Source organism: Dorea sp. AF24-7LB, from assembly GCF_003478575.1.
GTDB lineage: Bacteria > Bacillota > Clostridia > Lachnospirales > Lachnospiraceae > Dorea_D > Dorea_D hominis.
The window spans coordinates 1-24848 of record NZ_QUFR01000003.1; the positions used below are offsets into that span (position 1 = coordinate 1).

At 41.2% G+C, this 24848-nt stretch carries 23 protein-coding genes, 1 tRNA gene, 1 pseudogene, 1 riboswitch and 1 other annotated feature; of the genes and pseudogenes, 1 reads left to right on the plus strand and 24 read right to left on the minus strand.

Going from position 1 to position 24848, the window contains the following annotated elements; all coding sequences use genetic code 11:
• Positions 1–268: 268 nt before the first annotated feature.
• The 17 genes and pseudogenes from tsf to DWY31_RS04025 all read right to left on the minus strand — a co-directional run bounded on the left by tsf (position 269) and on the right by DWY31_RS04025 (position 15787).
• On the minus strand, positions 269–1189 hold the full coding sequence (gene tsf, locus DWY31_RS03940; protein ID WP_117538339.1) for a translation elongation factor Ts: 921 nt from the start codon (positions 1187–1189) through the stop codon (positions 269–271).
• Positions 1190–1222: 33 nt separating this feature from the next.
• On the minus strand, positions 1223–1966 hold the full coding sequence (gene rpsB / locus DWY31_RS03945; RefSeq protein WP_117538340.1) for a 30S ribosomal protein S2: 744 nt from the start codon (positions 1964–1966) through the stop codon (positions 1223–1225).
• 458 nt (positions 1967–2424) lie between these two features.
• A complete protein-coding gene (locus DWY31_RS03955; RefSeq protein ID WP_118519599.1) occupies positions 2425–2820 on the minus strand; it encodes an ABC-2 transporter permease in 396 nt (131 codons plus the stop codon).
• The gene (locus tag DWY31_RS03960; protein WP_118519699.1) at positions 2817–3683 is read right to left on the minus strand and encodes an ABC transporter ATP-binding protein; all 867 of its coding nucleotides are present in this window, start codon (positions 3681–3683) and stop codon (positions 2817–2819) included. Before DWY31_RS03960 ends, DWY31_RS03955 begins: the two co-directional genes overlap by 4 nt.
• 17 nt (positions 3684–3700) lie before the next feature.
• Entirely contained in the window at positions 3701–4072 is a 372-nt protein-coding gene (locus tag DWY31_RS03965; protein ID WP_021861530.1) for a GntR family transcriptional regulator, read from the minus strand.
• Between the two features lie 225 nt (positions 4073–4297).
• Positions 4298–4393, minus strand: a pseudogene (locus tag DWY31_RS14450) (cupin domain-containing protein); the annotation flags it as partial.
• A 95-nt stretch (positions 4394–4488) separates the two neighbouring features.
• Positions 4489–5514, minus strand: a complete 1026-nt coding sequence (locus tag DWY31_RS03975) for a branched-chain amino acid aminotransferase (protein WP_118519600.1) — start codon at positions 5512–5514, stop codon at positions 4489–4491.
• Positions 5515–5698: 184 nt separating this feature from the next.
• Positions 5699–6211, minus strand: coding sequence for an acetolactate synthase small subunit (gene ilvN, locus DWY31_RS03980; protein ID WP_021861533.1), 513 nt, complete (start codon positions 6209–6211; stop codon positions 5699–5701).
• Positions 6212–6229: 18 nt separating this feature from the next.
• The gene (gene ilvB, locus DWY31_RS03985; protein ID WP_118519601.1) at positions 6230–7951 is read right to left on the minus strand and encodes a biosynthetic-type acetolactate synthase large subunit; all 1722 of its coding nucleotides are present in this window, start codon (positions 7949–7951) and stop codon (positions 6230–6232) included.
• 41 nt (positions 7952–7992) lie between these two features.
• Positions 7993–8243 (minus strand) — a binding site (T-box leader).
• A 131-nt stretch (positions 8244–8374) separates the two neighbouring features.
• Entirely contained in the window at positions 8375–9559 is a 1185-nt protein-coding gene (locus DWY31_RS03990; RefSeq protein WP_118519602.1) for a glycosyltransferase family 4 protein, read from the minus strand.
• An 8-nt stretch (positions 9560–9567) separates the two neighbouring features.
• Entirely contained in the window at positions 9568–10053 is a 486-nt protein-coding gene (locus DWY31_RS03995; RefSeq protein WP_021861536.1) for a dihydrofolate reductase, read from the minus strand.
• Positions 10054–10075: 22 nt separating this feature from the next.
• The gene (gene thyA / locus DWY31_RS04000) at positions 10076–10924 is read right to left on the minus strand and encodes a thymidylate synthase (RefSeq protein ID WP_021861537.1); all 849 of its coding nucleotides are present in this window, start codon (positions 10922–10924) and stop codon (positions 10076–10078) included.
• A gap of 151 nt (positions 10925–11075) precedes the next feature.
• Positions 11076–11357 carry a DUF2325 domain-containing protein gene (locus tag DWY31_RS04005; RefSeq protein ID WP_117538343.1) on the minus strand — a complete coding sequence of 94 codons (282 nt, stop codon included), beginning with the start codon at positions 11355–11357 and terminating at the stop codon, positions 11076–11078.
• Between the two features lie 31 nt (positions 11358–11388).
• Positions 11389–11976 carry a DUF3793 family protein gene (locus DWY31_RS04010; RefSeq protein ID WP_021861539.1) on the minus strand — a complete coding sequence of 196 codons (588 nt, stop codon included), beginning with the start codon at positions 11974–11976 and terminating at the stop codon, positions 11389–11391.
• 200 nt (positions 11977–12176) lie between these two features.
• Complete coding sequence (locus DWY31_RS04015; protein WP_118519603.1) at positions 12177–13874, minus strand: Na/Pi cotransporter family protein; 1698 nt, start codon at positions 13872–13874, stop codon at positions 12177–12179.
• 140 nt (positions 13875–14014) lie between these two features.
• Positions 14015–14446, minus strand: a complete 432-nt coding sequence (locus tag DWY31_RS04020) for a MarR family winged helix-turn-helix transcriptional regulator (protein WP_021861541.1) — start codon at positions 14444–14446, stop codon at positions 14015–14017.
• A gap of 54 nt (positions 14447–14500) precedes the next feature.
• Positions 14501–15787, minus strand: a complete 1287-nt coding sequence (locus tag DWY31_RS04025) for a homoserine dehydrogenase (RefSeq protein WP_118519604.1) — start codon at positions 15785–15787, stop codon at positions 14501–14503.
• Positions 15788–16049: 262 nt separating this feature from the next.
• On the opposite strand from DWY31_RS04025, the gene DWY31_RS04030 reads away from it, so the two are divergent.
• A tRNA-Gly gene (locus DWY31_RS04030) sits at positions 16050–16122 on the plus strand.
• A 221-nt stretch (positions 16123–16343) separates the two neighbouring features.
• Here the strand turns inward: DWY31_RS04030 and thiC are convergent.
• The 7 genes from thiC to DWY31_RS04065 form a co-directional block, all read right to left on the minus strand.
• Positions 16344–17654, minus strand: a complete 1311-nt coding sequence (gene thiC, locus DWY31_RS04035; protein ID WP_021861543.1) for a phosphomethylpyrimidine synthase ThiC — start codon at positions 17652–17654, stop codon at positions 16344–16346.
• A 130-nt stretch (positions 17655–17784) separates the two neighbouring features.
• A riboswitch (TPP riboswitch) is annotated at positions 17785–17896 on the minus strand.
• A gap of 40 nt (positions 17897–17936) precedes the next feature.
• On the minus strand, positions 17937–19493 hold the full coding sequence (locus tag DWY31_RS04040) for an ABC-F family ATP-binding cassette domain-containing protein (RefSeq protein WP_118519605.1): 1557 nt from the start codon (positions 19491–19493) through the stop codon (positions 17937–17939).
• A gap of 10 nt (positions 19494–19503) precedes the next feature.
• Positions 19504–19713 carry a hypothetical protein gene (locus DWY31_RS04045; protein ID WP_021861545.1) on the minus strand — a complete coding sequence of 70 codons (210 nt, stop codon included), beginning with the start codon at positions 19711–19713 and terminating at the stop codon, positions 19504–19506.
• A 7-nt stretch (positions 19714–19720) separates the two neighbouring features.
• A complete protein-coding gene (gene aspS / locus DWY31_RS04050; protein WP_118519606.1) occupies positions 19721–21520 on the minus strand; it encodes an aspartate--tRNA ligase in 1800 nt (599 codons plus the stop codon).
• Positions 21521–21547: 27 nt separating this feature from the next.
• Positions 21548–22810 carry a histidine--tRNA ligase gene (gene hisS / locus DWY31_RS04055; protein WP_118519607.1) on the minus strand — a complete coding sequence of 421 codons (1263 nt, stop codon included), beginning with the start codon at positions 22808–22810 and terminating at the stop codon, positions 21548–21550.
• Positions 22795–24210 (minus strand): coproporphyrinogen dehydrogenase HemZ, encoded by a 1416-nt coding sequence (gene hemZ / locus DWY31_RS04060; protein WP_117538375.1) that lies wholly within the window; start codon positions 24208–24210, stop codon positions 22795–22797. Before hemZ ends, hisS begins: the two co-directional genes overlap by 16 nt.
• A gap of 17 nt (positions 24211–24227) precedes the next feature.
• Positions 24228–24848, minus strand: coding sequence for an MBL fold metallo-hydrolase (locus DWY31_RS04065; protein WP_118519608.1), 621 nt, complete (start codon positions 24846–24848; stop codon positions 24228–24230).

A 24848-nucleotide genomic window follows, 5' to 3' on the forward strand; every position in this document is an offset into this window, starting at 1 on the left:
CTTTATGGAAACTAACTGCCACGTCCTACTTTTGAATTAATGTGTTTTGCTCATCTCTAATATCATATAGATAAATTCATGTTCCGAAAAGCAACCTGCTGTTGCCATACCCTGTCTATATGATTTAATTATCACTCTTTGGTCATGACTCTTTTACAATAGAAATTAATCTTGCCATATGATTTCCTTTCCGGCATAAGAAAAACCCTTGAAAACACTGGATTTTCAAGGGTTTTATGGGTCTTATTAAAGAGCAGCAAATATCAGATTATTTACCCATCTGAGCTGCAACTTCTGCTGCGAAGTCTTCGTTCTTCTTCTCAAGGCCTTCACCTGTTTCAAAACGAACAAATCTCTTCACGCTTAAGTTAGCTCCGTTCTCTTTTCCAACCTTCTCTACATATTTAGCTACAGTAAGGTCGCTATCCTGAACGTATGCCTGGTCTAACAGACAAATCTCTTTCATCTCTTTGTTGAGACGTCCGATGATCATCTTTTCGATGATGTTATCCGGTTTGTTCGGATTCTCCTGTTTAGCCTGAGCAAGAAGAATCTCTTTCTCATGGTCTAAGAAGGACTGATCTACTTCATCACGGGAAGTATATTTTGGAGACATAGCTGCTACCTGCATAGCTACGTTCTTCAGACAAGTTTTGATCTCGTCATTGATAACATCTGTATCTGCTTCAACAAGAACACCGATACGTCCGCCACCGTGAATATAAGATACTACACATCCGTCAGTAACAACTTTCTCAAATCTTCTGATGTTCAGTTTCTCTCCGATAACAGAAATCTTCTCTGTCAGAGCATCCTGTACAGTCTTAGAAGCATCTTCGTTCCAAGTTTCTGCCATAAATGCTTCCATATCTTTGGACTCAGAAGCGATTGCCTGATTAACAACAGCTTTAACAAATCCCTGGAATTCTGCATTCTTAGCAACGAAGTCTGTCTCTGAGTTAACTTCTACGATTGCTGCAGTCTTATCATCTTTGACATCAGCCATAACAATACCTTCTGCTGCGATACGTCCGGCTTTTTTAACAGCCTTAGCTTCGCCGTTCTTTCTCAGATATTCTACTGCCTCGTCCATGTTTCCATCTGTTTCATTAAGAGCTTTTTTGCAGTCCATCATTCCTGCACCAGTCATCTCTCTTAATTCTTTTACCATCTTAGCTGTAACTGCCATTTTTTTATCCTCCATCATTAAAAAGAATGAATCCTACTCTTCTACTGCCTCTGCTTCTTCAGCAACTTCCTCGTATACTTCATCAGCATCAGCTGCTCCCTGATTAGCTTCTACAACAGCGTCTGCCATCTTGGAAACGATCAGTTTTACTGCACGGATAGCATCATCGTTACCCGGAATTACATAATCTAACTCTTCCGGATCACAGTTTGTATCAGCGATTCCGATAAGCGGAATACCAAGTGTATGTGCTTCCTGAACACAGATTCTTTCTTTCTTAGGATCTACTACGAAGATTGCATCCGGAATAGTCTTCATTTCTTTGATTCCGCCAAGGTTCTTCTCAAGTTTCTCCCATTCTTTCTTAAGCTGGATAACTTCTTTTTTCGGTAATACGTCAAATGTTCCATCTTCAGACATTCTCTCGATATCTTTCAGACGAGCGATTCTGCTCTTAATTGTCTTGAAGTTTGTAAGCATTCCTCCAAGCCATCTCTCGTTAACATAGAACATTCCACAACGCTCTGCTTCTACTTTGATAGCATCCTGAGCCTGTTTCTTTGTTCCAACGAACAGAATGTTTCCACCTTCTGCTGCGATATCTGCTACTGCCTGGTAAGCCTCATCAACTTTTCCTACAGATTTCTGTAAGTCGATGATGTAGATACCGTTTCTCTCTGTGTAAATGTACGGAGCCATTTTAGGGTTCCATCTTCTTGTCTGATGTCCAAAGTGAACACCTGCTTCTAAAAGCTGTTTCATTGAAATAACGCTCATGTTTCTTTCCTCCATTTGGTTCTTTACTTCCGCATATATGTAAGTCTTTGAAACCTCCTGTATCAGGACGGCACCATCTTGGACAAATATATGCGTGTTTTTTGCGACCTTAATAGGATAGCATAAAACCCTTGCTGTTGCAAGGGTTTTCGTAAATTCTGAAATATTTAGAAAACTTCTGATCAGAACTCTTTCTGCCCCATAATTTTAACTGATTTCCGATAAGAAGAGAAATAAATCATTCCCACCACAACTGCAGATAGTAACACAGTACTTAAAAAATGTTGTATAAATATACCTCCAAATGCATCTACAAAGATGGTAATAAATGCTACCAGTATTGCGCCTATTAACATATCAAATGCTGTAAAAAGGATAATAATCCCCATTACAAGCAGCAAAATAATAATTCTTGATTTTGATACATCATATTTCAGTTCTACCGGAAATATAATTGCCTAAAGAACTAATGCAACTGCCAATATTCCAAGAAACGCACTAAAAATTTCCTGATTACTATCTGCCTGATCCGGTGTAAAGAGCATCCCGATTTTAGTAAGAATCATACTTAAAATACCACCAATACATATACTCATAAGACTCAGCAGATACTTTTCCTTCACATATTCCTTTCTTGTAATGGGCAGTGTCATAAGATAAACAATTCCCCGGTCCGCCACATCGTATTGATACATTGTCCGGGCAATCATAGATAACCCAAACATGATATATCCCATCATAAAATACCAGTTTTGAAACAAAACACCAAATAAAACACTTACACCGATGATACTAACCCACAATCTTCTCTCATTTTTTAAAGTTCTTAAATCTTTCATGAGTAATGCTTTCATATTCTCTCTCCTCCTGCCATCAAAAGGATTAATTCGTCCACGCTTCCTTTTTCTATTACAATTTCCGGATTATGCATCTGATAATATGCCTTCTGATCTGTCAGACAGCTCCATCCGAAATTTTCTTTTTTCCGGCAGATAATATGTGACTTATCCATTTTTTTATATACCTCATCTGATACTTTTAATAATCCATATGCATCTAATATCCGATCCATTTCTTCATGAAATGTAATTGTCCCTTTTTGAATCAGATAAATATCATCACAAAATGTTTCCAGATCTCCTGATAAATGCGAACTGATCAGAATCGCCCGTCCTTCCGTCTCCATATATTCCCGCAACAGTGTCAGCATCTGTTCTCTCGCCACCACATCCAACCCGCTGGTCGGTTCATCCAAAAGTAATAACTTCGCTTTATGTGTAATTGCTGCAAATATCTGTAATTTTCGTTTCATTCCTGTCGAAAATTCCTTTATTTTCTTATTCATTGGAAGTTTATATTCTTCGCAATACTGTAGAAATTTATCCTTTTCAAATTCCGGATATAAGTCTTCCAGAAATGGGATAATATCATGAATTGTAAAATAACTTCCAAAACCGGTTTCCGCTAACACGACTCCTGTCTGCTGTAATATTTCTTTTTCTGGCTGTTTTCCATCATTACTGCACTCTCGTTTTTTTCCCAGCACTTCCATCTCTCCTGCTTCTTTTCCAATCAGCCCGAGAATTAGTTTAAATGTCGTACTTTTTCCTTCTCCATTCGCTCCGATCAGTCCCGTAATCATTCCAGGATATACTGTCAGAGAGCAATCCATCGAAAAATCCGGATATTTCTTCTGTACATGATTTAGTTTTATCATCACATCTTTCCCCATCTCTAACCCTCCAATACAATTTCAAATAATTCCGTCAAGTCATGATCTGTCAATCCGCAGCTTCTTCCTTTATGGATTGCCGCTTCCAGTTCTGCCTCAACTTCTTTTTTCTTTTCCTCCAGCAGCATATTCTGATTGGCACATGCTACAAAACTTCCCTTTCCATGTACCGTCACAACAAATCCTTCCTCTGTTAATGCATCATAGGCTTTTTTTACAGTGAGCGCACTGATTTTTAAATCTTTCGCCATTGTACGGACAGACGGAAGCATCATCTCTTCCGAAAATTCTCCATTTATAATCTTCTCTTTAATCTGTTCTACAATCTGTTCATAAATCGGCTGCATGGATGAGTGATTAATAATCAGATACATCTTTCGCCCTCCTTCTTTGCAAACAGTATATAACAGTATATAACTGTTGTCAACTGTTATATACTGTTTGTTCACCTATAAAACATGACACCGGCAGACTTTTTCAGGATACTAAACCAATTTTCCTCATCGCCAAAAAAAATCTGTATTTACAGATATACTTTCTATAAATACAGATTTTAAATCTTGATATTGTAATTTTATTTTCAAACGACTATATGCATTTTAAAACACAACATTCAGAAGCATTTTAAATCTCTCTTCTCCGTATACAGCGTGTGGTTTCTTTGCAGGCATGATAATTGTCTCTCCTGCTTTTAGGATATATACGTCTCCCACAATTCTATCATATAAAAAGGACGGGGAATAAATCCCCGCCACATAAAGTCTTTTAAAACTTACTAACTGATGTGTAATTAGCAGACTGTATGGATCCATCCTTCCGGAGCTTCGATGTGTCCCATCTGAATTCCGGTTAATGTATCGTATAGTTTCTTTGTGATCTCACCCATCTCTTCCATTCCGCTTGGGAAGCAGATTTCTTTACCATGATCTACGATCTTGCCTACTGGAGAGATAACTGCTGCTGTTCCGCAAAGTCCACATTCTGCGAAGTCTTTTACTTCATCCAGATATACTTCTCTTTCTTCTACTTCCAATCCAAGATAATGTTCTGCGACATACATCAAAGAACGTCTTGTAATAGAAGGAAGAATTGTGCTTGACTTCGGCGTTACTACTTTCTTATCTTTTGTTACAAAAATAAAGTTAGCTCCACCAGTCTCTTCAACCTTTGTTCTTGTAGCTGCATCCAAATACATGTTTTCATCGTATCCCTGTGCGTGTGCATCTACGATTGCATGTAAGCTCATTGCATAGTTAAGTCCGGCTTTTACATGTCCTGTTCCATGCGGTGCTGCACGATCAAAATCACTGACCCTGATTGTGATTGGTTTTGCTCCGCCTTTGAAGTATGGTCCAACTGGTGTAGTAAATACACGGAACTGATACTCATCTGCCGGTTTTACACCGATAACAGCGTTAGAACCAAACATATACGGACGTACATACAGAGTAGCTCCTGATCCGTATGGTGGTACATAAGCTGCATTTGCTTTTACAACATCATGTACAGCCTGTACAAATTTATCTTCCGGGAATACCGGCATTTCCAGTCTTGCTGCAGAATCAGCAAATCTCTTTGCATTTAAGTCCGGGCGGAACATTACAATGTGTCCATCTTCTGTCGTATATGCTTTCAGGCCTTCAAAACATGTCTGTGCATACTGCAGTACTCCGGCGCATTCACTGATGACAACCTGATCATCTTCCGTTAATACACCTTCATCCCATGATCCGTCTTTATAATTTGATACGAATCTCTTATCTGTCTTTACATAGCCAAATCCAAGATTACTCCAATCGATATCTTTTTTCTCCATTTTCTATTCCTCCGTCCTTTTACAATTAAATATATTTATGATACCACTTAACACGAAACAATCCGCAGGCATCATAGTTGAGGCTTTTGTCCCAACATCATTGTATGCAAGTATTATAATACTGTCTATATAAAAATTCAAGAGTGCACTCTGTTTTTTACGTGTACAATTTTCACAAAATTATTTATCGCTCCATCATGCTAATCGATTCAATACCGACACTTCCTCCACGGACAACTTCAATACTCTTGTACTCTTCTTTCATAAGTTTGATTACTGCATCATTCTTTGTCGCTGTCTGTACAAATTCAAGAAGCAGACTGTCTTTACCATAATCAATAACTTTTGCTTTAAATGTTTCTGCAATCTGGAACAGTTCTACCTTATCTTCCGGTGTACATTTCTGCACTTTTACATAGAGAATTTCCTTCATTCTGACAAATACATCCGTAAAATCAATGACTTTAATTACTTCTACCAGACGGTTTAACTGTTTTTTAATCTGTTCAAATGTTTCATCGTCGCTGACGGTCGCGATCGTCATTCGTGATACAGTCGGATCTTCCGTTGTTCCAACAGTCAGACTGTCCAGATTGTAAGATTTTCCCGAAAACAGCCCTGAGATTTTAGACAGGACACCGACTTGATTTTCTACATATAAAGAAATCCAGCGTTTTTTCATTTTATTTCCACTCATAATCATTCCCCTTCCTGCTTAACAATCCATGATCATATCTTCTAATGTACCGCCCGGCTGGATCATCGGATATACAAGATCCTCCGGATCAATATCAAATTCAATGATATATGGCGTCTTTTTACTCTGCATTGCTTCTCTGAATGCCGGTTCAATCTCTTCCACTTTTGAAACATGGATTCCCTTCGCTCCATAGGATTCTGCAAGTTTCAGGAAATTCGGTGTATATTCCGGACATGGAACTTCACCGCATTTTCCCCTGCATGCTGCTCCCGCTCGCAGGCAGGTCATGGAGTAACGTTTTCCATAGAATAATTTCTGCCACTGACGAACCATTCCCAGATTATTATTATTGAAAATACAGGAAATGATCGGAAGTTCTTCCAGCACCGCCGTTGCAAGTTCTTGAATATTCATCTGCATACCGCCATCACCGGAAATAGAGATAACCGGTGTATCCGGATTACCGATCTTGGCTCCGATCGCACCTGGAAGTCCATATCCCATCGTTCCAAGTCCACCGGACATCAGTAATTGTTTCTTATGTGTAATTTCTATAAACTGCGCTGTAAACATCTGATGCTGTCCAACATCCGTTACGATAATTGCTGCATCAAATACCTTGTTGATCGTATCGATTACATCCTGTGGTGTCATGATCGGCTTTCTCTTCATCTTCATCGGATGTTCTTCTTTCCATGTTTCAACCTGTGCACGCCATTTTTCTGTGTCACACTCTGTCACATACTCTAACATTTTATCGATTGCTTCTTTTGCGTCCGCTACGATTGGAACATCGACCTGTACATTTTTTGAAATGGCAGCTGTATCAATATCGATATGAACAATCTGCGCTTTTGGTGCAAAAGAATGTAACTTACCTGTGATGCGATCATTAAATCTTGTTCCGATAGAGAACAGCAGATCACATTCATTTACTGACATATTGGACGCATAAGCGCCATGCATACCAAGATTTCCAATATAAAGTGGGTGATTTGTTGGAATTGCTCCTCTTCCCATAATCGTTGTTACTACCGGCACATGTGTGCATTCCACAAGCTCTGTAAATGCCTCCTGTGCATGAGCAACATTAACGCCACCTCCGGCAAGAAACAGCGGTCTCTTTGCCTTTCCGAGCATTTTCAGTGCACGTTTTAACTGTCCGATATGTACATGTGTATTCGGTTTGTATCCACGGATATTTACTTCTTCTGGATACTCTGCATCTCCCAGCTCTCCCATAACATCTTTTGGAAGGTCAATTAATACCGGTCCCGGTCTTCCGGTTCTCGCAATATAAAATGCTTCTTTTAAAATACGTCCGAGATCTTCTCTTCTACGTACAGTTACTCCGTATTTTGTAATACTTCTCGTAATACCGACAATATCGACTTCCTGAAATGCATCATTTCCAATAAGATGTCTGGATACCTGTCCGGTAAAACATACAAGTGGTACGCTGTCATAATAAGCAGTCGCGATTCCTGTCACCAGGTTTGTCGCACCCGGTCCGCTTGTTACAAGGCACACCCCGACTTTTCCTGTAGATCTTGCATATGCATCTGCTTCATGCACAAGCGCAACTTCCTGTCTTGGCAGGATCACTTTCGTATAATCCTGTTTGTATAACTCATCACTGATATCAATCGTGCAGGCTCCCGGATAGCCGAATAATGTGTCTACGCCCTCTTCCTTCAAAGCCTTTACTAATAATTTGTTTCCACTGATTTTTTTCATCTGCACAACCTCCTTGGCATTAAAAAAACCCTAAGCTCTATGCTTAGGGCGAATTACTCATCCGTGTTACCACCTAAATTCAGAAACTTTTGTCTCTGCACTCTGCCGATACAGGACTCCTACATCCGATATCGTTCCCATCTAACGCTGGGACTGCGTTGAAGCCTACTTGCTTTCGCTTTCAATTCACTGCTCGGGGGCTACTTCCATAATCACTTCACGAAGATTCACACCAGCCATCTTCTCTCTGTGGATCTGTAAATTATGTACTCCTCCCTGTCATAGCATTTTCACAATTATTTATAAAATCTATCTATTGTTTCACTCATTCAAATAAGTAATACAATTATAACTTTCTGAATATCTTCTGTCAACTGATATATTTTTAACTGCAAAGAACAATATCCATCAAGCTGTATGGCACTATACCAGAACTTTCTCTGCAATTTTTCCCCAGGAGATCCGGCTTACATCAGCCGGTCTGGTACACTTTTCCTCTACACTTTCCTGCAATGATTCTGCAATGCGTTTCTCATAAGCCGGAAGTTCTTCTCTAACTGCTTCATCCACGCGGTTCATCCGTGGAAGTTCTACATATCGGATATCCGCTCCCGGCGCATATGTATCCAGCCATTCGCGGATTCCCGGAAGATCCGACATCACAACACGGTCGCCACATGCAAGTGCTTCGATCACTGTAAGCGGCAATCCTTCCGAAAAAGATGGTAGTGCAAAGATATCGCATGTATTATATACTTTTGCCAGCTCCATCTGCTCCAGTTTTCCAAGAAAATGAACCGGATATGGTGCCTTCTCTGCCAGTCTGCAGATTCTTGCATACTCTGTCTCATTTCCTGCACCGCCAGCCAGATATACTTCCAGTTTATCTGCTTCATACGGAAGATAAGCAAGACTTCGGAGCAGACTCTCTACGCCTTTCTTCTCTGAGATTTTCCCAGCAAACACAATCTTCGTCTTTCCGGGAACCTTCCGGATATGAAGATCACGGAAAATATGACTGTTATAGCCCATTCCAGATACTTCCACCTGTTCTGCTGTTACATGAAACATCTGGCAGATCTGCGTCTTCTGCTCTTCATGCAAAGCAAAAATCCGGTTTAGCTTCGCAATCTGCGCTTTGATATACTCCTGTTTTAACACATTTTTCTGCAATTGTCTGAGATCTGTATTATGACAGAAACCATATACCGGAAGTTCCGGAAAATGTTCCCGCACCAGTGCTGTAAGCAGATACAGATGATGACTTAAGATCAGATCCGGCTGAAATTCCTTTACTGCCTGCCTGATCTTCGTCAGAAAAACATTTGCAAACTGCCCTGCCATTTCTTCTGTCATATCACAATATCTCGTGCTTTCATAAGGCATCTCATCCGACATTCCCGCAATCGGAAACGGCAGCTCCTCTGACTTGAAAATAACCGGATATATTTTTGTATTTTCCGGAACTTCTGTCTTATCTTCTTTATAAACACCGGCAACTACTGCTTGTTCATGTCCTTTTGCTGCCAATTCCTTTACAAGTTCTGTCAAAAACACGCCACTACCGGTACTGTTTGGCTTCTGTGCCGTAATACTCAGTATTCTCATCTTTCTTTTTAAATCCTCTCATATACCGTAAAATAATACTCTAGATCAAAACATGTCTGTTCTTCACTGATCTTTGTCATCTTCCACTCTGGATCTTCATCCAAACTCGGAAAATAAGTATCTGCATCATACGCATGATCAATCTTTGTAACCAGAGCTGTATCGCAGTACTTTAACATCGCACGGTAAATGCTCTCCCCACCGATTACGAATGTCTCTCCCTCGTACTTCTTCGCTTCTTCCAGTGCTTCTTCTACACTGTGTACAACAACCGCGTCTTTTACTTTGTAATCCGGATTCTTGCTGATTACAATATTCACCCGGTTTTTAAGTGGCTGGCTCTGTGGAAAACTTTCCAGTGTTTTCCGTCCCATAATGACAATATTCCCCTTTGTTGTCTCACGGAAAAATTTCATATCTGCCGGAATGCTCCACATCAGGCGGTTGTTTTTTCCAATCGCCCAGTTTTTATCAACTGCAACTATTAATTTCATCTTATCTCGCCCTTTCTTTTTTTTAAACTGCAACCGGAATGTTTTTAATCTGCTCATGCGTCTCATAATCGATCAGTTTTACATCATCTCTCGTAAAATCATAGAAATCTTTTACTTTCGGATTCAGCCAGAACTTCGGTGCCGGAAGCGGTTCTCTTGCGATCAGTTCTTCTATTACCGGCACGTGTCTGTCGTAAATATGCGCATCCGCGATCACATGTACCAGTTCTCCGGCTTCCATATCACACACCTGTGCCAGCATATGCACAAGCACCGCATACTGGCAGACATTCCAGTTATTTGCTGTCAGCACGTCATTCGATCTCTGATTTAAAACAGCATTCAATGTCAGCTTATCGTGTCCTTCCTTCTTCGTCACATTAAATGTCATACTGTATGCACATGGATAGAGATTCATCTCATGAAGATCCTGATGTACATATATATTTGTCATAATTCTGCGGCTGTACGGATTATTTTTTAAGTCATAAATCACACGGTCAACCTGATCAAACAAGCCTTCTTTATACTGATGCTTCACGCCAAGCTGATATCCATATGCTTTGCCGATTGAGCCATTCTCATCTGCCCAACTGTCCCAGATATGGCTGTGCAAGTCATTGATATTATTCGATTTCTTCTGCCAGATCCACAAAAGTTCATCCGTGCAGCTCTTGATCGCTGTTCTCCTGAGCGTCAGAGCCGGAAATTCCCTGGACAAATCATAGCGGTTCACCACTCCAAATCTTTTAATTGTGTAAGCCGGCGTCCCATCCTCCCATTTCGGACGGACCTTTTCTCCCCTGGTATCTGTGCCATTGTCAATGATGTCACGGCACATATCTATAAAAACTTTGTCTGCATAACTCATAAAAATGTATCCTCCTTGCAAGCTGTCTTTTTCATATTAACATGAAAATATTATAAAAAAAAGAGAAACGTCGCAATTTGCGTTCCTCTTTTAAGCCTATACATCTCAGGCTCTTTTATTCCTGATATCCTGCTATATGCTATATATTATATTAACCACAACATTCAACGAGAACATTTTCCAGTGCATTTGCACTTGCACTGTGTGTACGCTCCACACGGATATTGTAACGCTCTGCTTCTTTCAACGCACAGTGTACCATTTTATGTGCCACTGTTGAAGTAAACAAAATGATCAGATCCGGCTGACCGATCTGTGTCTTCAGATTGCCCGCCATTCTGGTAAATACTTTTGCCTTACATTTATATTTCTTGCAGATCTGTTTATACTGATGTTCCATTCTTTCATTTCCGCCTATAATAACAACACTCATCGATTTGTCCCCTTTCTTGCTGTCTTTTGTCTTATGCTACAATTTCCCGAATTGTCTTTCCTGCCAGAAATTCATTTACTGCACAGTCCTTTGCCTTATCGTATGTCCAGAATGTAAGTTTTGCTTTTTCCGGATCATGATATACTTTCCAATATCCACAAAAGAGACTGTCCTGTCCTTTATGCTCAATAAAGCCTCTGACATCTTCCAGTGGATAGTTAAGGAAAATTCCGATTTCATGAGGAAATTCAATCTCATTTTTTGAATGTTCCCGTACTCTTAACGAAAGTCTTTCCAGCACTTTTTCCAGACTGTTTTCTTCATAACCGTAATCAGCAAGGAACGTCTTCACTTCCGGTTGTTTCAGATATGTTTTTAACTGTGCCGGGCGATATAACAACACCAGGTATTTGTCTCTGCAAAATGTAAGTGCACGGTAACAGATTCCCGTTCCATTAAGAAGCAGATGCATATTTCTCATATCCTCTCTGCGGACATTCGTAATACAGGCTACTTTATATCCTTTGAACAATGGAGCACATTGCAGGATTAACTGAAACTGTAATCTCTTCCAACTATTTTTATCTGCTAACATACATGCTACAACTTCCACTGGCATTTTGATGTTCCCGCCTTTTCTTGTTTGATTTTGATTTTGATTATCATTTACATTTACTAATTTATCATACATGTATTAAAATTACAAGGAGACTTATTCACACCATTTTCTCATTAAGGAGGAACAAAAAGGTCCATGCTTTATTTTTGCATGAACCTTAATCACTTATACTTTATAAAATTTTCTTTCTGCCTCGATTCTTACATTGTCATCTCATCTTTGGGAAGGAAATATTTTAATGCCACTTCATTTGTAGCCGCATCAGCCAGGTTGATACAACTGTTTCCCATACGGTCAATCAAATGAAGAATATTCGTAAATGGTGTTGTCAGACTCGCTTTACATTTTCCTTTGTTGACACGCTGGATATGGGATTTTCGCATCATAATATCCAAATTGACAATCTTGTCTTTGCGCTTCATCAGCTTTTCAAGCTCTACTGTTGTATCACCGCGTAATGCCTTTGTCGCTGAATCAAACATCTTCTCCAGAGTTTTCAGACATTTTGCAAGTTCATCCATCGCTTCCTGTGAATATTTATACTGGTTTGTTTCTTTTTCTTTCATAGATAATGCAATTCCGGCACTTAAATTACCGATTCGGTCCACATCTCCCAGCACATACATCAGTCCCGCTGTCTGGGATGCCTGCTGTTCGGTCAAAAGTCCGGAAGAAAATAATCCTGCCAGATAATCTGTGATTTTATCTGTGAGCTTTGTTACTTTCGCACTCTCCTCCTGTATCTTATCTACACCTTGCATCTGATTTTCTTTTACGACAGTCACCGTATCATGCAGAACTTTTTTCACCTGATCGCTCAGATGTAAAATCTCTTTTGCGACAAGCTGCAGCGCTGCTGCCGGCTGATTTTTCACATTCTCATCCAAATATAATGTCTCAAACGGATCTGATTCAGTCTTCTTTCCATCCGGAATCAGGAACATAACAATCTTCACCATCACTCCAATCAGGCATACCCAGATCAGTGTCATTGTAATATTAAAACAAGTATGCGCATTCGCAATCTGTCTGGAAATCACTTCCACTTCCGGTCCTTTTGGTGAAATAAAACGGATCAGTGCAGCATATGGTTTCACAAACCATATAAATAAAAAACTTCCTGATATATTAAAAATGCAATGCGCCACGGCTGTTCTCTTTGCATCTTTCGTCTGTCCTATACTTGCAAGAAGTGCCGTGATCGTTGTTCCGATATTGTCTCCAAGCAGGATCGGAATCGCACCAGTAAGTCCAAGAATACTTGTCATACCGTCTGGTCCTGCCTGTGCTGCAAAATTCTGTAAGACTGCGATGGTTGCACTACTACTCTGTACGACCAGCGTCATTAATGTACCTACTCCCACTCCAAGAACCGGAATATGTTTTACACTTGCAATAAGTTGTGTAAACATCGGACTGGATGCCAGCGGTTTCATGACATCTCCCATTGTTTCAATTCCAAGGAATAACAGACCGAATGCAAATATCGTCTGTCCTATACTTTTTGCTTTTTCTGATTTTGCAATAAATGCAATGATAAATCCCACAAAAATAATGATATATATGTAATCGCTGATCTTAAATGCAATAATCTGTGCCGTCATGGTTGTTCCGATATTTGCACCAAATATAATAGAAATTGCCTGTGGCAGGTTCATAAGTCCTGCACTGACAAATCCGATTGCCATGACCGTTGTGGCGCTGCTGCTCTGCAGAACTGCCGTTGTAAGCGCTCCGGCAAGCACACCAAGAACCGGATTCTTTGTCAGTAACGCTAAAATACTTTTCATTTTCTCTCCAGCTGCTTTCTGCAGACACTCGCTCATCATATTCATTCCATAAATAAAGATTGCAAGTCCCCCCAGCAGACCAAATACAATCCGCATATTTTCATTCATATTGATTTCTCTCCTTTTTGCTGTACAATTTACTATCGTTGCTATTCTAGCGAATGCACATGCAAATCAGATGAAATCTATGTTAAATCTATGTAAAGTCAGCTCATGTATTACAGAAAAACAGTAAAAAAAGCCGGCCTCTAAGGCTCGGCTATATTATACAGTACACGATCCAGCATCTTTTTCAATGCTTCTACTTCTTTTTTATTCATTCCCAGTGTCAGCATCTTATCCAGTTTCTTCCGGTCTGTTTCCATCCTCCTCTGAATATCATATGCTTTCTCAGTCAGGTAAATGTTCTTGCAACGCTTATCTTCGTTGCTCGGTACTACAAGGATAAATCCTTTTTCATCCAGTCGTTTCATAAGTCCTGTCACAGTCGGATTACGCAGACTCAGCGCTTTTTCAATATCTCTCTGGGTTACATGCTCTTTTCTGCTTGTAAATAAATAATCCAGCACCGCACACTGTGAAGCTGTGATTCCCAGCGTACGTAGTTTGCGGTTAAATTCTTTTTCGTAAATTGTGCTGATCTGCTTAAACAAAAATCCAAGCGTCGTTCTCTCCCGCATCTTATGTTTCCCTCCTCATGAACTTCCCGGCTTTCTTATAAATATATCCGACTTTTAATACTCACGAATCACACTGCTGATTTCCTGTGTCGTATCCATCTCTCTTAAATGCATCAACGCATCCTGCATATGATACTCTTTTACTGCTTCCGTTACGATAACAAGTTCAGCGACTCCGTCTGTAATGACCTTCTGGATCACTTTGGAAATGCTGACTTTGTGCTCACCGAACATGCTGGCGATTCGTGCAAGAACGCCCGGTTTGTTTGTTACCTGCATGCGTACAAAGAATTTATTTTTCACATCATCTGAACTCTTGACCGGTGTATTCTTGTAGCAGGTACAGCTGATTCGTCCGGTACATGAGAACCGGATATCGCGGATAATGTCGATCACATCTCCCATAACAGCACTGGCTGTTGGAAGCTCTCCGGCGCCTCTTCCGTAAAACATTGCATCATCTAATGCATCTCCGTGTACAAAAACCGCATTAAAAGAATCTCTGACAGATGCAAGCGGATGATTCTTCGGCAGCATCATCGGATAAACCGCAACCTCAATACCATCTTCTCTGTTATGTGCCACTCCGAGAAGCTTGATCACACTGCCAAATTCTTTTGCATATGCGACATCCTTCGCAGATATCTTTGTAATTCCTTCTGTGTATACATCGTCAAATACAACTCTGGAATGAAATGCAATGGAAGCTAAGATTGCAACTTTTCTTCCAGCATCCAGACCTTCAACATCCGCAGTCGGATCTGCTTCCGCATATCCAAGCTCTGTCGCTTTTGCCAGCGCTTCTGAAAAGTCCATGCCATCCTCAAACATCTTTGTCAGGATGTAGTTTGTTGTTCCGTTCACGATACCGATCACTTCATCAATCTCATTCACTGCAAGACACTGTTTCAGCGGACGAATGATCGGGATACCGCCTGCAACAGCCGCCTCAAAGAGGAAATCAACCTGATTTTCCTGTGCTGCATCCAGTAATTCTCTTCCGTGCACTGCCACCAGATCTTTATTCGCAGTCACTACATTCTTCCCTGCGCAGAGTGCTTCCAGAATCATCGTCTTCGCCGGTTCGATTCCTCCCATTACTTCAATCACAATAGAAATCTCCGGGTCTTCTACTATTTCTTTCCAGTTATCTGTCAGAAGAGAGGCATCTACGCCTTCTCTTTGTTTGTTCATATTATGTACGAGGATTCTTGTAATCTCAAGATTCGCTCCTGATTTTTTTACCATTTCTTCTTTCTGTCTTTGAACCAGTTTATAAACACCGCCGCCCACGGTTCCTAATCCGAGGAGTGCTGCCTTTATTTTCTTACATTCTGCCATATATCCCTACCCTCATTCTTTCCTGTATTTTTATGACGTCTTTACAGACATCACAATCAATTTTATTATAGCATTATCTGGTGGATATAGTCAAAAATGTTCTATAATAACATCTTTTTATCATTGCATGTTTTATAAGCATTTGCGAAAATTAGAAAATTCAAAAAACTTTTTTTAAAAAAGTGTTGACAAAAACTAATTCACGTAGTATAGTATGTATTGTTCTGAGGAACACATAACACAGAACAACAACTTAAGATATGCGACAGTGGCTCAGTTGGTAGAGTACGACCTTGCCAAGGTCGGGGTCGCGGGTTCGAACCCCGTCTGTCGCTCTTGAAGAGGAATTGCAGTTTGCACTTCCTTTTTTGCATATACGGTGAACCCAAGTACAGATTTTTGCTTGCACTGTATTTGACGAATGTGCCTCATCGAGCTCGCATTGTCCCGGAGGCTATTATTTATAATAGAAAATACAATTTCTTGTTATATAAAAAACTGCAGCAAGATGTCCATAACCAGACACCTTGCTGCAGTTTTTTATAATTCTGAATATTTACAGAATATCAATATATTCTCCTGCCAGCGCTTTATTCATACTGCGGACTGCGCAGAATTTTCCACACATACTGCATGTATCGCTGTGGTCATCTTCCGGACTTCTGCTGTCACGGATTGCTCTTGCTGTATCAGGATCCAGTGCGCATGCATACTGTGCTTCCCAGTCAAGCTTTCTTCTCGCGTCACCCATCTTATCATCAATATCTCTTGCTCCTCTGACACCTTTGGCAATATCAGCCGCATGTGCTGCGATCTTGGAAGCAATGATTCCCTGTTTTACATCATCAACATTCGGAAGTGCCAGATGTTCTGCCGGTGTTACATAACAGAGGAATGCAGCTCCGTTCATAGCAGCCACAGCGCCACCGATAGCGGCAGTAATATGATCATATCCCGGTGCGATGTCTGTAACGAGAGGTCCTAATACATAGAACGGTGCTCCCATACAAATACTCTTCTGCACCTGCATATTTGCTGCGACCTGATCAAGCGGCACATGTCCCGGTCCCTCTACCATAACCTGGACATTGTGATCCCATGCACGCTTTGTCAGTTCGCCAAGGCGTACCAGTTCTTCGATCTGGCATACATCCGTTGCGTCTGCCAGACATCCCGGTCTGCATGCATCTCCCAGAGAAATTGTAACATCATACTCTTCGCAGATGTCCAGGATCTCATCATAATATTCGTAGAACGGGTTTTCTTCTCCAGTCATGCACATCCACGCAAATACAAGACTTCCACCACGGCTTACAATGTTCATTTTTCTCTTATGCTTTTTGATCTGCTCAATCGTTTTTCTTGTGATTCCGCAATGCAGCGTTACAAAATCTACCCCGTCTTCTGCATGCATACGGATAACATCTACAAAATCTTTTGCTGATAAAGTAGCAAGGTCTCTCTGATAATGGATCACACTGTCATATACCGGAACTGTACCGATCATAACCGGACATTCACTTGTCAGTTTGCGGCGGAATGGCTGCGTATTTCCGTGGCTGGACAGATCCATGATCGCCTCTGCGCCAAGATTTACCGCACTCATGACCTTTTCCATCTCAATGTCATAGTCTTTACAGTCTCTGGAAACGCCAAGATTGACATTAATCTTTGTACGGAGCATACTTCCTACCCCTTCCGGATCCAGACAGGTATGATTCTTGTTTGCACAGATCGCTACCTTTCCTTCAGCAACCAGTTTCTGTAATTCTTCTACTGTCATCTTTTCTTTTTCTGCAACTTTTTCCAGTTCTGGTGTAACAATTCCCTTTCTTGCCGCATCCATCTGTGTTGTGTAATTTCTCATTGGATCATCCTCCTGTAAATAAAAATTTTTTTCTGCCATGTAAGCATGGCGCACTTTCCTATTCCATAAAAAAAACGCTTCTGCCACCGCAAAAAACGTTTTCGTATAAAAAGAGATGCGCAGGCATCTCTTCTCTTCCGTAATTCTTCCCTACGTTGGCATTATCCAAATCAGGTTATAGGTCGAAACAAATTATAGTTTCCTCTCAGCCAGCTTTGTACCAGCTCCCTGTAACATTAAATTGTATATTTAATTATAGTTTTGCTCTCTGTAAATGTCAACCTAAAATATCTTTGTTGTCCATTTGCTCATGTCCCAGACTTCCTGCACGACATCTTTATAAAATTCCGGTTCATGACAGATTAAAAGAATACTTCCGCGGTATTCCTGAAGCGCTTTTTTCAGTGCATCCTTGGCGTCTACGTCCAGATGATTGGTCGGCTCATCCAAAAGCAGAAAATTCGTGTCACGGTTGATCAGTTTACAAAGACGGACTTTCGCCTGTTCTCCACCACTCAGAACACGGACCTGACTTTCGATATGCTTTGTCGTAAGCCCGCATTTTGCAAGCGCAGAACGCACTTCATACTGTGTAAAAGACGGAAATTCTTCCCATAACTCTTCGATACAGGTATTTTTATTCTCCCCTTTTACTTCCTGTTCAAAATATCCAAGTTCCAGATTCTCTCCCAGTTCACATTCCCCTTTCAGAGAAGGAAGCAGTCCGAGAATACTTTTAAGAAGTGTTGTCTTTCCAATTCCGTTCGTTCCGACAAGAGCAATTTTCTGTCCCCGTTCCATCGAAAAATTCAGTTTTTTCGATAATGGTTCATCATAACCGATCACAAGATTTTTTGTCTCAAAAAGCATTTTTCCCGGCGTGCGTCCGTAACGGAAATGAAATTCCGGCTTCGGCTTTTCTGCCGCAAGCTCGATCACATCCATTTTATCCAGTTTTTTCTGTCTGGACATTGCCATATTTCTTGTCGATACACGCGCTTTATTCCGTGCCACAAAATCTTTCAACTCACTAATCTCCTGCTGCTGTCTGCGGTATGCTGCTTCCAGCTGTGCCTTCTTTACTGCATAAACTTCCTGAAAATGGTCATAATCGCCCACATAACGGTTCAGTTCCTGATTTTCCATATGATAAATAATATTCACCACATCATTGAGAAATGGGATATCGTGCGAGATCAGTATAAATGCATTTTCATATTCCTGCAAATAGCGTTTCAGCCATGCAATATGTTCTTCATCGAGATAATTAGTTGGCTCATCCAGAAGCAGAATGTCTGGTTTCTCCAGCAATAATTTTGCCAGCAGAACTTTGGTGCGCTGCCCGCCACTTAAGTCTGTAACATCACGGTCTAATCCAAGATCCAGAAGTCCCAGCGCTCTTGCCACTTCTTCTACCTTTGCATCAATTGTATAAAAATCATGCAAAGTCAGCTCATCCTGAATTGTTCCAAGTTCTTCCATTAATTCTGCCATCTGTGCATCATCTGCTGTGCCAAGCAGATCGCATATCTCATTCATGCGGATTTCTTTCTGCAGAAGACTGTCAAATGCAGATTTTAGAACTTCCCGGATTGTCATGCCTTTTTTCAGCACCGCATGCTGATCCAGATATCCTGCATGTACGTTTTTCGACCATTCTACTTTTCCTTCATCCGGCGTCAGTTTTCCAGTCACAATGTTCATGAATGTAGACTTTCCTTCTCCATTGGCTCCTACCAGCCCGATATGTTCACCTTTTAATAACCGAAAAGAAACATCTGAGAAAATGGCTCTGTCTCCAAAGCCATGTGTCAGATGTTCCACGTTTAATATACTCATAGAAAATCTCCTACCCCTCCAGCAGCATTGCAATCGCTGCCGGGTCTTCCTCAGCCGAAGCCTGCACGCACAGCAGTACGTCCTGGACATACGACTGTGCGAAATCAAGCGAGCCGGCAATTTCTATTATTGTTTTGCCTTCTTTATATAATGCAAGAATCTGTTCGATTTCTTTTATCTTCTCTCTGAGTGTTTCATCAGCAATAGATGGATGTTCCATATACTCTCTACTCCTGTTCCTGGGCATTTTCTTCCACTTCAAGTCCCAGCTCATCTAACTGCTTTGCATCAACCGGTGACGGAGCTTCTGTCATAAGATCAGAGGCGTCTTTTACTTTCGGAAATGCAATCACATCACGGATGCTGTCCTGCTTTGCCATAAGCATAACAAGACGATCCAGTCCGTATGCCAGTCCTGCGTGCGGCGGAACTCCATATTTGAATGCTTCAAGCAGGAATCCAAACTGCTCTTGTGCTTGCTCCGGTGTGAACCCGAGAACTTCAAACATCTTGCTCTGAATATCCTGATTGAAGATACGTACACTTCCTCCACCGATCTCGTTACCGTTCAGCACAATATCATATGCCTTTGCACGAACTCTTCCCGGATCACTGTCAATGTACTGAAGATCTTCTTCCATCGGCATAGTAAATGGATGATGCATCGCTGTAAAGCGGTTCTGTTCATCGTTCCACTCAAGTAATGGGAACTCTGTTACCCAAAGGAATTTGTACTCATTCTTATCCAACAATTCCATCTGACGGGCAAGTTCCAGACGCAGTGCACCAAGAACATCCCATACAACTTTATTTTTATCTGCTGCAAACAGAAGTAAGTCTCCATTCTCTCCACCCATTGCCTGGATCAAAGAAGCCTGCTGCTCTTCTGTCATAAATTTGGCGAATGAGGATTTTACAGTTCCATCTTCGTGGATTGCAATATATGCAAGTCCTTTGGCGCCATAGTCTTTTGCAAAATCAACCAGTTTGTCAATTTTCTTTCTTGCCATGCTACCCTGTCCTTTGGCGTTGATGCCACGGACAGTTCCGCCATTTTCAATCGCACTTTTAAATACAACGAAATCAAAGTCTTTTACAACTTCTGTTACGTTCTGAAGTTCCATTCCGAAACGGATATCCGGCTTATCAGAACCGAAACGATCCATTGCTTCCTGCCATGTCATTCTCTGAATCGGCAGTGATACTTCAACACCAAGAATTTCTTTAAATAATTTTGCGAGAAGACGTTCATTTACTTCAATTACATCATCTACGTCAACAAAAGAAAGCTCCATATCAATTTGTGTAAATTCCGGCTGACGGTCTGCTCTTAAGTCCTCATCACGGAAACATTTTGCAATCTGGAAATAACGGTCACATCCGGAACACATCAAAAGCTGTTTGAAAAGCTGTGGTGACTGCGGGAGTGCATAAAAATGTCCCTGATGCACACGGCTTGGTACAAGATAATCTCTTGCTCCTTCCGGTGTACTCTTGATCAGGATCGGAGTCTCAATCTCCATAAATCCTTCTTCTGCGAGAAACTGACGGGTTAATGTCGCAACTTTGCTTCGCATCATCAGGTTCCTCTGCATATCCGGTCTTCTCAGATCCAGATATCTGTATTTCAGACGAATCTCTTCTTTTGTCTTTGAATTTTCTTCAATCTGGAACGGTGGTGTCTCAGACTCGGAAAGTACACGTAATTCTTCCGGAATGATCTCAATCTCTCCAGTTGCCAGATTTTTATTAACTGCGCCGGAACGTTTTTCCACTTTACCTACAACAGCTACTACATATTCCGAACGAAGCTTCGCGGCCTTTTCGATCAGCGCTGCATCCGTCTTGCCTTCTTCGCATACAACCTGAATGATTCCGGAACGGTCTCTGACGTCAATAAATACGAGACCTCCTTTGTTACGGTTTTTCTGTACCCAGCCCATGATTGTCACAGTTTCACCTGCATTCGCTGCAGATAACTCGGCACATCTATGAGTTCTTTTTAATCCCTGCATTGATTCTGCCATGATCCTTCTCCTTTTCTTCTCTATATTCTACAGACGGTCTGCGTAGCAGTCTACAATATCTGCATAGCCTTCCCCTGTAAGCTGTTCTTTCTGGAACTTCTTGTTTTTCTTCATATTGACGATCAGTACCTGTTTTCCTTCTTCTCTGTCTTTTTTCGCCATTGCAAGTACTTTTAACATACTTTCTTTTGGAAGCTTCTTCTCCAGAAGGTATGCCTTTTTCTCTTTTGCTGCCGGAACTTTGTATCCATTTTCCAGAAGCAGCATAACGATTCTCTCAAATCCGATAGAGAATCCGCATGCCGGCGTATCCTGTCCGGTAAATTTACCGATCATCCTATCATATCTTCCGCCACCTGCTACGGAACCTCCGAAGTCATCCATTGTTACTTCAAAGATTGTTCCTGTATAATAAGACTGTCCACGCACCAGTGTCGGTGTAAATTTCAGATTAAATTCGCACTCTTTTGCCTCTTCCACACTTGACATGATCAGTTCCATACTCTGTGCAGTCTCCTCCGGCAGATATTCTCCTAACTTTTCTTTCAGATAATGGATTCCTGTTACATCTGCGCTTACTTCATCAAAAAGTTTCAGATATGTCTCTACGTTTTCTTTTGCATAGCCCATCTCGATCAGCTCATTTTCTACACCATCTGCACCGATCTTGTCCATCTTATCTAAAATAATGAAAACTTCATCGTAATCTTCCTCTTTGAATCCGCTGTATGCAGCCATTGCTCTTAAAATTCCACGATCATTGATACAAACTGTAAAATTTTTGAAATCCAGCTTGCCAAGCATTGCTGTTGTCGCAAGGATCAACTCGATCTCTGCCAGTGCAGATGCTTCACCTAAAATATCAATATCACACTGCATAAACTGACGAAAACGTCCTTTCTGCGGACGGTCAGCTCTCCATACATTACCGATCTGCAGCGCCTTGAAAGGTGCCGGAAGTTCATTGGAATGGTTAGCATAATATCTTGCAAGCGGAACTGTCAGATCATAACGCAGACCTCCGTCTGCCAGATCATTTTCCTCTTTTGCCTGATCAATCTTTAACTTCTCGCCTCTCTTCATAATCTTGAAGATCAGCTTCTCATTATCTCCGCCCTGCTTGCTGCACAGATTTTCAATATGGTCTACACATGGTGTCTCCATTGACGTAAATCCAAAACTCTTGTAAGTCTTTTTAATAAGACCGATCAGATAATCACGGATCTCCATCTCTGCAGGAAGGATGTCCTTCATGCCGGTAACCGGTTTCTTCTTTAATGCCATAGCCATTCTCCTTTTCGTTCTATCATTTCATCAATCCTCTGGATATACGCGTCGATTGCTTTTACATTCTCCAGCCGAATCAGATTTGTTTCTTTTTTCTTTTTGCTGCCCTGTACCGGCACCGGGTTCTTTAATACGATCTTCGTCGATGCGCCTGCACCTGCAGCGATAATGGATTGTTTTTCTTCCATAATAAGTATATTGTAAATTCCGGCTTTGTCAACCTTTGCATAACCTACATTTTCAAAATTTCCGGCAATATTCTTCTGCCGGTACAAATAATATGGCAACAGTCCCATCTCTTTTGCCACGCGTCTTGCTTCATCTACCATCTCTTTTGTATCTGGGCCGACAGAAGGTTTTTCATCAGACCGTCCCATCTTTGCAGCACGCTTGATTGCAAGAGAATGTACTGTCAGGCTGTCCGGTTCCAGCTCTTTAATCTGTGAAAGCGTATCTTCCATATCCGCAAGTGTCTCACCCGGAAGTCCTGCGATCAAATCCATATTAATATTGTCAAATCCAAGACTTCTTGCCGTATGATATGCATCACGGATCTGTGAAACAGTATGTTTTCTGCCAATCAGATCCAGCGTTTTCTGCTGCATTGTCTGCGGATTAATAGAAATCCTACTGATTCCATGCTCCGCAATTACCTGTAGCTTTTCCGGTGTAATACTATCCGGTCTGCCAGCCTCTACGGTATATTCCAGAAGATACTCTCTTGAAAAATATGTATCGATACAGTCTAACAGTCTCTTCAACTGTCCGGCAGTTAGTGTAGTCGGTGTACCTCCGCCAATATAAATCGTATTTAATTTCTTCTCCACGGATACCTTTCCGATGTAAGCAAGTTCTTTGCACAGTGCATCTAAATATGCTTCCACACTGTCTTTCCAGTCAAACAGTGCGCCTGAGCTAAAGGAACAGTAGCTACAGACACTTGGGCAAAATGGAATTCCGACATACAGACTGTATCCATTTTCATAATCCAGTCTGTCAAGTAATTCTTTCTCCCGGTTTGCGATTTCCCATGCAAGAATAGTTTTCTCTTCACTCGCCAAATTTTCTTTTTGAAACCACTGGACAAAAGCGCTTTTATCCATTCCTTCCTCCAGTTTTTTCATAGCGATTTTTGTCGGACGCACTCCGGTAAGGACACCCCACGCAAGGGAACGTCCGGTTATTTCTTTCAGTTTTCTGTATAATGCACGATCAAGTTCCTTCTTTGTCAGTTCTTTTTCTCTGGAAATGGCAAGCCTGCTTCCATCCGGGAGAACCGCCTCTACATAATTAGAGGCTTTTTCGTCCACCCGGGCCACCATGTTCCCGGCTGGATAAAAAGCCTTCATAATATGATACGCATTATACGTGTATGATTCGTTACAACATATAATTTCCATCATCTTTTCTCCCATCCATCTTACACATATGGATTGTGCGTTTTCTCATGTCCGATCATCGTCTCTCCCATATGACCCGGGTACACATGTGTCTCATCCGGTAAAAGGAATAATTTTTCTCTTACAGAACGGACGATCGCCGATGTGCTGCTGTTTTCAAAATCTGTACGTCCGACAGAATTCTGGAATAGTGTATCACCGCTGAACAGCACATTCTCAGATTCTACATAGTAACAGCAACATCCCATCGTATGACCCGGTGTGTGGATCACCCGGAAATCATATCCGGCAAATGTAAGAACATCTCCGTCCTTCACAGTCTTCGCTCCGGCAAATGTATAACCATTGGTATAAGTCAATGACTGGTTCAGTCTTGCATCCGCCAAAAGATCCGCATCATGTTCTTCTACATAGACAGGAACATCATAAACTTTCTTAAAATCATCAATACCCATTATATGGTCAAAATGTGCATGTGTCAGCAGAATTGCTTCCACCGTAATATTCTCTTCTTCGATATAATTCTTCAGAGCTCGCGGAAAAGCAGCCAGATCAACAATGACCGCGTGCTTTGTCTCTTCATTTATCACAAGATAACAATTCGTGCTGATAATACCTGTTACAAATTTTTCTATTTTCAT